The 10703-nt window shown below is 70.9% G+C and carries 12 protein-coding genes; 10 read left to right on the forward strand and 2 right to left on the reverse strand.

Annotated features, from left to right (window positions below):
• Nucleotides 1–52: 52 nt before the first annotated feature.
• Nucleotides 53–1180, forward strand: coding sequence for a ferrochelatase (locus OHB00_RS37070; RefSeq protein ID WP_406441446.1), 1128 nt, complete (start codon nucleotides 53–55; stop codon nucleotides 1178–1180).
• An 8-nt stretch (nucleotides 1181–1188) separates the two neighbouring features.
• Nucleotides 1189–2004, forward strand: a complete 816-nt coding sequence (locus OHB00_RS37075) for an inositol monophosphatase family protein (RefSeq protein ID WP_406441448.1) — start codon at nucleotides 1189–1191, stop codon at nucleotides 2002–2004.
• Between the two features lie 617 nt (nucleotides 2005–2621).
• Here OHB00_RS37075 and OHB00_RS37080 read toward each other — a convergent pair.
• Entirely contained in the window at nucleotides 2622–2792 is a 171-nt protein-coding gene (locus OHB00_RS37080; protein ID WP_406441450.1) for a hypothetical protein, read from the reverse strand.
• A gap of 418 nt (nucleotides 2793–3210) precedes the next feature.
• Here OHB00_RS37080 and OHB00_RS37085 point away from each other — a divergent pair, with 418 nt between their 5' ends.
• The 4 genes from OHB00_RS37085 (at nucleotide 3211) to OHB00_RS37100 (ending at nucleotide 6758) form a co-directional block, all read left to right on the forward strand.
• Nucleotides 3211–3864, forward strand: coding sequence for a response regulator transcription factor (locus tag OHB00_RS37085; RefSeq protein ID WP_003993508.1), 654 nt, complete (start codon nucleotides 3211–3213; stop codon nucleotides 3862–3864).
• A gap of 5 nt (nucleotides 3865–3869) precedes the next feature.
• Complete coding sequence (locus tag OHB00_RS37090) at nucleotides 3870–5129, forward strand: sensor histidine kinase (RefSeq protein WP_406441452.1); 1260 nt, start codon at nucleotides 3870–3872, stop codon at nucleotides 5127–5129.
• Nucleotides 5130–5530: 401 nt separating this feature from the next.
• On the forward strand, nucleotides 5531–5827 hold the full coding sequence (locus OHB00_RS37095; protein ID WP_003997302.1) for a DUF4193 domain-containing protein: 297 nt from the start codon (nucleotides 5531–5533) through the stop codon (nucleotides 5825–5827).
• 13 nt (nucleotides 5828–5840) lie between these two features.
• Nucleotides 5841–6758 carry a hypothetical protein gene (locus OHB00_RS37100; RefSeq protein WP_406441453.1) on the forward strand — a complete coding sequence of 306 codons (918 nt, stop codon included), beginning with the start codon at nucleotides 5841–5843 and terminating at the stop codon, nucleotides 6756–6758.
• A gap of 57 nt (nucleotides 6759–6815) precedes the next feature.
• Here the strand turns inward: OHB00_RS37100 and OHB00_RS37105 are convergent, their stop codons facing one another.
• Nucleotides 6816–7280 carry a DUF3093 domain-containing protein gene (locus OHB00_RS37105; protein WP_406441455.1) on the reverse strand — a complete coding sequence of 155 codons (465 nt, stop codon included), beginning with the start codon at nucleotides 7278–7280 and terminating at the stop codon, nucleotides 6816–6818.
• A 58-nt stretch (nucleotides 7281–7338) separates the two neighbouring features.
• Between OHB00_RS37105 and OHB00_RS37110 the strand changes: the two genes are divergently transcribed.
• The 4 genes from OHB00_RS37110 (at nucleotide 7339) to OHB00_RS37125 (ending at nucleotide 10634) form a co-directional block, all read left to right on the forward strand.
• A complete protein-coding gene (locus tag OHB00_RS37110; protein WP_406441457.1) occupies nucleotides 7339–7923 on the forward strand; it encodes a PaaI family thioesterase in 585 nt (194 codons plus the stop codon).
• Nucleotides 7920–8501: a dUTP diphosphatase gene (gene dut, locus OHB00_RS37115; RefSeq protein WP_406441458.1), complete on the forward strand. Its 582-nt coding sequence runs from the start codon at nucleotides 7920–7922 to the stop codon at nucleotides 8499–8501. The genes OHB00_RS37110 and dut overlap by 4 nt, the downstream gene beginning before the upstream one ends.
• 1 nt (nucleotide 8502) lies before the next feature.
• Nucleotides 8503–9267 carry a DUF3710 domain-containing protein gene (locus tag OHB00_RS37120; RefSeq protein ID WP_406441460.1) on the forward strand — a complete coding sequence of 255 codons (765 nt, stop codon included), beginning with the start codon at nucleotides 8503–8505 and terminating at the stop codon, nucleotides 9265–9267.
• Between the two features lie 197 nt (nucleotides 9268–9464).
• Entirely contained in the window at nucleotides 9465–10634 is a 1170-nt protein-coding gene (locus OHB00_RS37125; RefSeq protein WP_406441462.1) for an alginate lyase family protein, read from the forward strand.
• Nucleotides 10635–10703 lie beyond the last annotated feature (69 nt).

Consider the following 10703-nt stretch of genomic DNA (forward strand, 5'->3'; position numbering starts at 1 on the left):
CTCTTCACGCTCCTGTTTCCGGGCCGTCAGTGCCGGGTGGCAGGATCGGCTCATGCCAGACGCGCTCGATGCCACCCCCTACGACGCCCTGCTCCTGCTCTCCTTCGGCGGCCCGGAAGGCCCGGACGACGTGGTCCCGTTCCTGGAGAACGTGACCCGCGGGCGCGGTATCCCGAAGGAACGCCTCAAGGAGGTCGGGCAGCACTACTTCCTGTTCGGCGGGGTCAGCCCGATCAACGACCAGAACCGCGGCCTGCTGGACGCCCTGCGCAAGGACTTCGCCGAGCACGGCCTCGACCTGCCGATCTACTGGGGCAACCGCAACTGGGCGCCGTACCTGACGGACACCCTGCGCGAGATGGTCGCCGACGGCCGCCGCCGCGTCCTGGTGCTCGCCACCAGCGCCTACGCCTCCTACTCGGGCTGCCGCCAGTACCGCGAGAACCTCGCCGACTCGCTGGCCGCGCTGGCGGCCGAGGGCCTCGAAGGGCCGAAGGTCGACAAGCTGCGGCACTACTTCAACCACCCCGGCTTCCTCGAACCGATGATCGACGGCGTGCTGGCATCCCTCGCCGAACTCCCCGAGGACGTCCGCGCGGGCGCCCACATCGCCTTCACCACCCACTCCATCCCGACCGCGTCCGCCGACACGTCCGGCCCCGTCGAGACGCACGGCGAGGGCGGCGCCTACGTCGAGGAGCACCTGGACGTGGCCCAGCTGATCGCCGACGCGGTCCGCGAGCGCACCGGCGTCGACCACCCCTGGCGGCTCGTCTACCAGTCCCGCTCCGGCGCCCCGCACATCCCCTGGCTGGAGCCCGACATCTGCGACCACCTGGAGGAGCTGCACGGCGCCGGCGTCCCGGCCGTCGTGATGGCCCCCATCGGCTTCGTCTCCGACCACATGGAGGTCCTCTACGACCTCGACACGGAGGCCACGGCCAAGGCCGCGGAGCTGGGCCTTCCGGTACGGCGGTCCGCGACCGTCGGGGACGACCCCAGGTTCGCCGCCGCGATCCGCGACCTGATCCTGGAGCGGGCTGCCGTGGAGAGCGGGCGGCAGGTCACACCGTGCGCCCTCGGCACGCTCGGCGCGAGCCACCACCTCTGTCCGGCCGGCTGCTGCCCGGCCCGCGCACCCCGGCCCGCCGCGGCCGGCGCCGACAGCCCCTACGCGTGAGGAGCCCCGTGACCGACGCCCTGCACACGGACCTGCTCGACCTCGCCCGGGAAGCGGCCGCACGCGCGGGCGAGCTGCTGAGGGACGGGCGCCCGGCCGACCTCGCCGTGGCCCGGACCAAGTCCAGCCCGATCGACGTCGTCACCGAGATGGACATCGCGGCGGAGAAGCTGATCACCGACCTGATCGCCGGTCACCGCCCGGACGACGGCTTCCTCGGCGAGGAGGGCGCGTCCACGGAGGGCACGAGCGGCATCCGCTGGGTGATCGACCCGCTCGACGGCACGGTCAACTACCTGTACGGCCTGCCGACCTGGGCGGTCTCCATCGCGGCCGAGCAGGACGGGGAGACCGTGGTCGGCGTCGTGGCGGCGCCGATGCGCGGCGAGACGTACCACGCGGTGCGCGGCGGCGGGGCCTGGGCGACCGGGGCCTGGGACGGCGAGCGCGAGCTGCGCTGCCGCCCGGCGCCGCCGCTGGACCAGGCGCTGGTGTCGACCGGCTTCAACTACGTCTCCGGCGTCCGCGCCCACCAGGCCGAGGTCGCGGCCCGGCTGATCCCGCTGCTCCGCGACATACGGCGCAGCGGGTCGGCGGCGGTCGACCTGTGCGACGTGGCCTGCGGCCGGCTGGACGGGTACTACGAGCGCGGACTGAACGCGTGGGACTGGGGAGCGGGGGACCTGATCGCCCGCGAGGCCGGCGCCCGCACCGGTGGCCGCCCCGGAGAAGCCCTCTCACGCGACCTCACGGTCGCCGGGACACCCGGCGTCTTCGAACCCCTCCAGCGCCTCCTGGAGGACTTCGGAGCGTGGCACGACTGAGGGGCGCCGCACGCGGGGGCTGAGGAGGTCCGGAACCGCCGGTCACCGCCGCGAGGGCTGAGCGCCGTTGCGGCGTGAGGTGATCGCCGGTGGAGGAGCCCGATTCGGCGGTGGCGGAGTCGGCAGGAGTGCGTGGTGGGGTGGACGGGCACCGCCGGTCACGGCCGTGACGGCTGAGCGCCGTTGCGGCGTGAGGTGATCGCCGGTGGAGGAGCCCGATTCGGCGGTGGCGGAGTCGGCAGGAGTGCGTGGTGGGGTGGACGGGCACCGCCGGTCACGGCCGTGACGGCCGAGCGCCGTTGCGGCGGGAAGAGATCGGCGGGGGAGCCCGGTCGGAGGGCGGAACCGGGAGGGCGACCGCTGGGGTGGAGGGCCGGGCTCCGGGCGCCTCGCGAACACCTCTCCGCGGCCTCCCCGGGAGCTTCGGACCCCTGCCCGGGAGACCGGGTGCCGTCGTCCCGAGCGGCCGGCGTGCTGCCGCGAAAGAGATCTCTTCTCCGCCGCCGAGAGGACTCGAACGCCGTGGCGAGGGAAGGGATCAGGTACGAGCAGGGCCCCGGCGCTGGATTCGCCGGGGCCCTGTTCTCGCGGTGGTGTGCTGCTGTGCTGCGGGACTGTCAGACGCTGGTCGCGACTTCCACACCGTGTTCGGCTGCGAGGCGGCGCAGGTCGTCGAGCTCGGCCTGCTCCACTTCGACGAGGAAGTCGTCACCCTCGTCACGAGCCCTCGTGAGGTCGGACTCGGTCGTCTTTATGCGCTGCAGAAGTCCTGCAGTGAATGCGTCCATGCTGCGCCCCCTCGTCCTGGGTCGTGGGTCGGTGGCACGGGGGTGTGCCGTCGGGAAGGGGCGATCACGTCTCTCGCGGGTGCCCAGCGCTGCCCTGCTGGGCGGCGACGGTGCCGGACACCCCCAACGTCCACTCTGCTGTAGCGGCGGTGTACGTACCGCATGGTGCTGCGGCACATGCAGAGCGTGATCGCGGGGTGTACATGCCGTCCTCCCCCCGCTCCCCTCCGTGGAAACCTCAACCGCAGGAGAAAATCTCGCATTCCCGCCCGGCGGCCTCCGATCTCGCTGCCCGGCCCCTGTCTTACTGCCGACTTATGGCCGAAAAGGGCAGGATGGAGGTCACACACCCCATGCAGCCCCCTGCCCGTGTGCGCCGGTGCGCGCTACGCGAGTGGACAGAGGAAGGACAAGCGACGTGCGCGTACTCGTCGTCGAGGACGAGCAACTGCTCGCCGATGCGGTGGCCACCGGACTGCGCCGGGAGGCCATGGCCGTCGACGTCGTGTACGACGGTGCGGCCGCCCTGGAGCGCATCGGCGTCAACGACTACGACGTGGTCGTCCTCGACCGTGACCTCCCCCTCGTGCACGGCGACGACGTCTGCCGCAAGATCGTCGAGCTCGGCATGCCCACCCGTGTGCTGATGCTGACCGCGTCCGGCGACGTCAGCGACCGCGTGGAGGGCCTGGAGATCGGCGCCGACGACTATCTCCCCAAGCCCTTCGCGTTCAGCGAGCTCATCGCCCGCGTTCGCGCCCTCGGCCGCCGTACCAGCGTGCCGCTGCCGCCCGTCCTGGAGCGCGCCGGCATCAAGCTCGACCCGAACCGCCGCGAGGTCTTCCGCGACGGCAAGGAGGTCCAGCTCGCGCCCAAGGAGTTCGCGGTGCTGGAGGTGCTGATGCGCAGCGAGGGCGCGGTGGTCTCCGCCGAGCAGCTCCTTGAGAAGGCGTGGGACGAGAACACCGACCCGTTCACCAACGTCGTGCGGGTGACCGTGATGACCCTGCGCCGCAAGCTGGGCGAGCCCCCGGTGATCGTCACCGTCCCCGGCTCGGGTTACCGGATCTGATGACCGTGGCCACCACTCCCGCACCCCCGCAGGCACCCCCGAAGCCCACTTGGGACCCCAGAAGGCCGCAGCCTGCCTTCCCGTGGCTGCGCCCGACCATCCGGATACGGCTCACCCTGCTGTACGGCGGCATGTTCCTGATCGCCGGCATTCTGCTGCTGTCGATCATCTACCTGCTCGCCGCCCAGGCGATCAGCACCGGCAACCAGCCGCTGTTCAAGATCGTGAAGTTCCAGGAGCTGCAGGTCTCCAGCGACAACTGTCCCGCGATCAACATGGCCAGCACGGCCAGCTCCGTGCCGCTGCAGGACTTCAACAACGCGATCGCCCAGTGCGTGGACCACCAGCGCCAGGCGGCCCTCGACAACCTGCTCAGCCGCTCGCTGCTCGCCCTGCTGGGCCTGGCCGTGATCGCCTTCGCGTTCGGTTACGCGATGGCCGGCCGGGTGCTGTCCCCGCTCGGCCGGATCACCCGCACCGCCCGCGCGGTGGCCGGCTCGGACCTGTCCCGCCGGATCGAGCTGGACGGCCCGGACGACGAGCTCAAGGAGCTCGCGGACACCTTCGACGACATGCTGGAGCGGCTCCAGCGGGCCTTCACCGCCCAGCAGCGCTTCGTCGGCAACGCCTCGCACGAGCTGCGCACGCCCCTGGCGATCAACCGCACGCTCCTGGAGGTGCACCTCTCGGACCCGGGCGCGCCCGTGGAACTGCAGCAGCTCGGCAAGACCCTGCTGGCCACCAACGAGCGCAGTGAGCAGCTCGTGGAGGGCCTGCTGCTGCTCGCCCGCAGCGACAACCAGATTGTCGAGCGCAAACCGGTCGACCTGGCCGAGGTGGCCTCCCAGGCCGTCGACCAGGTGCTGTCCGAGGCGGAGGCCAAGGGCGTGACGATCCGGGGCGCGCGCAAACCGGCCGTGGTCCAGGGCAACGGCGTGCTGCTGGAGCGGATCGCCCTTAACCTGGTGCAGAACGCGGTGCGCTACAACGTGCCCGAGGACGGCTGGGTGGAGGTCAACACCGAGATCCAGCACGGGCAGGCGGTGCTCTATGTCGCGAACACCGGGCCGGTGGTGCCGGCGTACGAGATCGACAACCTCTTCGAGCCCTTCAGGCGGCTCCGTACCGAGCGCACGGGCAGCGACAAGGGTGTGGGCCTCGGCCTGTCCATCGTGCGGTCCGTGGCCCGGGCGCACGGCGGGCACATCGCGGCCCAGCCCCGGGAGGGCGGTGGGCTAGTGATGCGGGTCACACTGCCGGTCTGATGCCGTTACAAGATCGCGACACACGCGGGGGATGTTCGCTTTGCGCTGAATTTTCCGGCGGCGTGGCACATTCCCCTCTGTGTGATCGATCACAAGGGCGGAATTCAGGCCATCTACTCTCTGTGATCATGACTGGGGGAATAAAGGCGGGAAAATCCCTGTTTTCAGGGGTCTTGATCACGGGAAGTACAGGGTGAGGCGCCTTTGAAGTGCCTCGACAGAACCGTGTACGGTCCCCATCGCCATTCAACCTGATCACTCTTGAGGGATCCGGTTGGGTGTCGATTGAGTAACAGACCTTGATGTGAGGCAAAATCTCCGCCTCGGGTCGGGCACAAGTCCGGCCTCTCACGCGTTACGTGCGCTGGAGACACCGCAGACACCCAGAGGGGGAGAGCGACATGGCAACCGATTACGACACTCCACGCAAGACCGACGACGACGTCGACTCGGACAGCCTTGAAGAGCTGAAGGCCAGGAGGAACGACAAGTCAACGTCCTCGGTGGACGTCGACGAGTTCGAGGCCGCCGAAGGCCTGGAGCTGCCCGGCGCGGACCTCTCGAACGAGGAGCTGGCCGTCCGGGTGCTGCCCAAGCAGCAGGACGAGTTCACCTGCATGAGCTGCTTCCTGGTGCACCACCGCAGCCAGCTGGCCCGCGAGAAGAACGGTCAGCCGATCTGCCGCGACTGCGACTGAGGACGGGTCGGGCATGACCGGCTCGACCCCACCTCGGAAGCGCCGCTTCCCCTTGCCGGGAGCGGACTCGGGGCCGTCCGACGGCCCAGGCGCGCGTGACGACGACGAGCGGGGCTCATCCGATCCGGGAGCCTCGCTCGAACCGGCGGCCGACCGGGACGACCTCCCGGCGGCGGACGGGCCCGCGCCCGTCGCCAGGCGGCGGGTCGCGGTCATCCGTGACAAGGCCGTGGACATGGCCCGGGAAGGCGCCCGTAGGGGCGGCAGCCGGGCGAAAGCGGGGCTGGCGTACCTCGCGGACCGGATCATCGAGATCGCCCCGCGTGTCCCCGTACGTGACCTCGCGACCCTGCGCCTGCAGTTCCCGGGCCTCGGGCCCGAGCAGCTCGCCGACAAACTGGTGGCGGGCGCGGCGGGCGCGACCTCGGCGGTCGGGGCCGGTGTCGGGGCGGCGGCGATGCTGCCGGTGCCGCCGGCGATGCCGACCGAGCTGGCCGCGGAGATCACCGGGGTCGCGGCGATCGAGCTGAAGCTGATCGCCGAGCTCCACGAGGTGTACGGCGTGCGGCCGCCGGGGAACCTGAAGGCCCGCAGCACCGCGTATCTGTCCTCCTGGTCGGGGGAGCGCGGGATCGACGTGATGAAGCCGTCGACTGTCAACACGGCCCTCGGGGGCCAGATGAAGCGCGAGCTGCGCCAGCAGATCATGAAGCGGATGGTGCGGGACCTGCCCAACCTGATGCCGTTCATGGTGGGCGCCGCGGTCGGGGCGGTCATGAACCGCCGGGACACCAGAAAACTCGCGGCGCGGATCCGGGCGGACCTGAGACGGATCCAGGTGCCCTGGGAGGAACTGCCGGAGCTGCCGCCGCTGGAGAAGCCGGCCGAACCGCTGCCGATCGCGGAGCTACCGGAGGACTTCGGGGGCTGACGCCCGCGTCGCCGGTCAGGTGGACCACTGCGCGTCGCGGCTCTTCCGGCCGCGTGCTCAGCCCTGCGGGGCCTTCGCCGCCTCGATCGCCGCGGCCAGGGCTTCCGGCTCCCGTGTCGACAGGTACAGGTACGGCGTCGGGTCCTCGGGGTCCGTGACCTCCACGCGCAGGGCCCTCGGGATGTACGAGCGCAGCAGCAGGAAGGCGCGGACGTCGGCCTTGTACGTGCGCCAGGCGCGCGCCTCCTCCGGGTCCAGGATCTCCGCCGAACCCAGGGCCGAGACCGGGATCTTCGCCTCGCCCGCGATCAGCGAGTCGCCGACCACGCGGATGCGCGGGGAGCCGTACGAGCTGGCCACCACGGCCGCCGCCGCGGTGCCGCCGACCAGGCCGCCCAGCATCGGCAGGGTGCCGAACGGCAGCAGGATCAGAGCGAACGAGACGCCGACGAGGAAGCTGACGAACCACCACGACCGGGGGGCGGTGAGGCGTTCTTCGTACGGGGTGGCGGAGAGCTGCATGGAGCCAAGCTTGGCACGGTGTCCTGATTCACCGGACGCGCGGGTAAGGTCTGCGGCTGTGAGTGGTAGTTCCGCAGCTCTTCAGCCCCCCGCCAGTGCCCGGAAACCGGAGCGGCACCCCGACGCGCCCGCGCCCGGAGAGCTCATCGGTGCACACTACGAACACTGTTTCGGGTGTGGCCATGAGCAGCCCCATGGGCTGCACCTGGAGGCACGGGCGGGCGAGGGTGTCTCCCTCACCGCCGAGTTCACCGTGCGCCCGGCCCACCAGGGCGCCCCGGGCCTCGCGCACGGCGGAGTGCTCGCCACCGCCCTCGACGAGACGCTGGGCTCGCTCAACTGGCTGCTGCGGAAGATCGCCGTGACGGGCCGCCTGGAGACCGACTTCGTACGGCCCGTGCCCGTCGGCACCACACTCCACCTGGCGGCCGAGGTGGTGGCCGTGGCCGGCCGGAAGATCTACTCGACCGCCACCGGACGCATGGACGGCCCCGCGGGACCCGTCGCCGTCCGCGCCGATGCCCTCTTCGTCGAGGTCCCGGTCGAGCACTTCGTCGACAACGGCCGCGAGGAAGAGATCCAGGCCGCCATGAAGGACCCGGACCAGGCCCGGCGGACCCGCGCCTTCGAGGTGAACCCGTGAACCCCGAAAACCCCGTGGCCCCGGCCCGTACGGCGACCCCGCTCGGCGTCCTCGTCCGCCGCGTCGACCCCGACGTACCGCTTCCGGCGTACGAGCACCCCGGCGATGCGGGGGCCGATCTTCGTACCACCGAGGCGCGCGAACTGGAGCCCGGTGAACGGGCCGTACTGCCCACCGGAGTGTCGATCGCCCTCCCCGAGGGGTACGCGGCCTTCGTGCACCCTCGTTCGGGGCTCGCCGCCCGATGCGGTGTGGCTCTCGTGAATGCCCCGGGGACGATTGATGCCGGGTACCGTGGGGAGATCAAGGTGATCGTGGTGAACCTCGACCCGCGCCGGGCGGTGCGGTTCGAGCGCTTCGACCGGATCGCCCAACTGGTCGTCCAGCAGGTCGAGAGGGTCCGCTTCCAGGAGGTGGCGGAACTTCCCGGCTCGGCGCGGGCCGAGGGGGGCTTCGGGTCCACCGGCGGTCATGCCGCGGTGGGCGACGTGAGCGGCACAAGCGGTCAGGCCGCCGAGGGCGGTCGGACGGGTGGGAATCGATACGCTTCGGTCGTATCCGACCGGGAAGGACAGTGACGTGTTCGGACGTCGCAAGAAGAAGGGTGCCGCCGAGGACGCGGCCGGCGAGGCCGAGCAGGTCGTCGACAGCGTCGACACCGAGGCGGACGAGGAAGAGGGCGAGCGCGAGCGCATTCGTCTGGAGCCGGAGCCCCGGCCCGACGGGCCGTGGGACGACACCGAGGTGCGCGAGCCCGGCGAGGGCCGGGTGGACCTGGGCGGTCTGTTCGTGCCCGGTGTGGACGGCATGGAGCTGCGGGTCGAGGTCGCGGGCGACGCGATCGTCGCGGCGACCGTCGTGCTGCGCGACAGCGCCATCCAGCTGCAGGCCTTCGCCGCGCCCAAGCGCGAGGGCATCTGGGGCGAGGTCCGCGAGGAGATCGCGACCGGCATCACCCAGCAGGGCGGCATCGTCGACGAGGTCGAGGGTCCGCTGGGCTGGGAGCTGCGCGCCCAGGTGCCGGTGCAACTGCCGGACGGCACGGGCGGCTTCCAGGTCGTGCGGTTCGTCGGTGTGGACGGTCCGCGCTGGTTCCTGCGCGGGGTGATCTCGGGGCAGGGCGCGGTGCAGCCGCAGGCGGCCGGGCTCCTTGAGCAGATCTTCCGGGACACCGTGGTGGTCCGTGGCGAGGGCCCGATGGCGCCCCGTGACCCGATCGTCCTGAAGCTGCCCAACGACGCCCAGATGGTTCCCGAGGGTGTCCAGCAGCAGGAGGAGTCCTCACGCTTCTCCGGCGGCATGGGCCAGCTCCAGCGCGGACCGGAGATCACCGAGGTCCGGTAGCAGAACAGTAAGGCGACGAGGGCCGCATCCCGCGCGGGATGCGGCCCTTTCACATGCGCGCGGGCTCCGGTGTGAACGACTCCCGCTTACTTCACACCTTGACGGAAGCCTGGTCCGTACCTACGGTCTCGGATCACGCCTATGTTCACAGAGGCGCTCCACGTTCACATACGAGAACGTACGAGAACGGAGTCGCTGTGCGTCGCATCCCCCTGCTCGCGGCCGCGGGAGCCCTGCTCCTGGGCGCCCTGACGGCCCCCGCCGCCCACTCCGCCCCCAGCACCTTCGCGCACCCCGGAGTCACCGTCTCCAGGGCCCAGCTGGACTTCGCCCGCACCGAGGTGCTGGCCGGAGCCCAGCCCTGGAAGGCCGCCTACGACCAGATGATGGCGAGCAAGTACGCCGACCTGAACCGCACGCCGACCCCCTGGGCGACGGTCGAGTGCGGCTCGTACTCGAACCCGAACCTCGGCTGCACCGACGAGCGCGAGGACGCGATCGCCGCCTACACCGACGCGCTCGCCTGGTACATCACCAAGGACGCCCGTTACGCCCAGAAGGCCATCCAGATCATGGACGCCTGGTCGGCCACCCTCACGAGCCACACCAACAGCAACGCGCCGCTGCAGACGGGCTGGGCCGGCTCCTCCTGGCCCAGGGCCGCCGAGATCATCAGGTACACGTACACCGGCACCTGGGCGAACGAGGCCCGCTTCGCCACCATGCTCCGCAATGTCTATCTGCCGGTGGTCATCAAAGGCTCCAACTCCAACGGCAACTGGGAGCTGTCGATGATGGAGGCCGCCGTCGGCATCTCCGTCTTCCTGGAGGACCGGACGTCGTACGACACGGCCATGGCGAAGTTCCGCACCCGCACGGCCGCCTACGTCTACCTGGCCTCCGACGGATCGGTGCCGAAGACCGTGCCCAGCCAGAACCTGGACACCACCGCCAAGATCGTCTCCTACTGGCAGGGCCAGTCCACCTTCGTCACCGGCCTCACCCAGGAGACGTGCCGGGACTTCACGCACACCGGGTACGGCATCTCCGCGATCTCGCACGTCGCCGAGACCAGCCGGATCCAGGGCCAGGACCTGTACGGCACGGACGTCGGCGAGCGGCTGCGGCAGGCGCTGGGCTTCCAGGCCAGGTACCAGCTGGGCACCGCCGTCCCGAGCTGGCTCTGCGGCGGCTCCCTGAACCTGGGGCTCGGGCCCGTCACCGAGGTCGGCTACAACGCCCTTCACAACCGCCTCGGCATCGCCATGACCAACACCCAGGCGCTCACCCTGGACAACCGCCCCGCGGGCACCAACAACCTGTTCGTGGCCTGGGAGACCCTCACCCACGGCGACAATCCCAACTGAGCGGACGGGAAGGCCACGGGCGCCGGCGCCGCGGCACCGGCGCCCGTCAGAGTTGTGTCAAGGATGCCC

This window comes from Streptomyces sp. NBC_00631, from assembly GCF_045206895.1.
Classification (GTDB): Bacteria; Actinomycetota; Actinomycetes; order Streptomycetales; family Streptomycetaceae; genus Streptomyces.

Bases quoted from the DNA above. Each gene is read 5' to 3' on its own strand.
- OHB00_RS37080 (WP_406441450.1), bottom strand. From the start codon at position 2,792: ATGGACGCATTCACTGCAGGACTTCTGCAGCGCATAAAGACGACCGAG.
- OHB00_RS37095 (WP_003997302.1), top strand. From the start codon at position 5,531: ATGGCAACCGATTACGACACTCCACGCAAGACCGACGACGACGTCGAC.
- OHB00_RS37070 (WP_406441446.1), top strand. From the start codon at position 53: ATGCCAGACGCGCTCGATGCCACCCCCTACGACGCCCTGCTCCTGCTC.
- OHB00_RS37100 (WP_406441453.1), top strand. From the start codon at position 5,841: ATGACCGGCTCGACCCCACCTCGGAAGCGCCGCTTCCCCTTGCCGGGA.
- OHB00_RS37105 (WP_406441455.1), bottom strand. From the start codon at position 7,280: ATGCAGCTCTCCGCCACCCCGTACGAAGAACGCCTCACCGCCCCCCGG.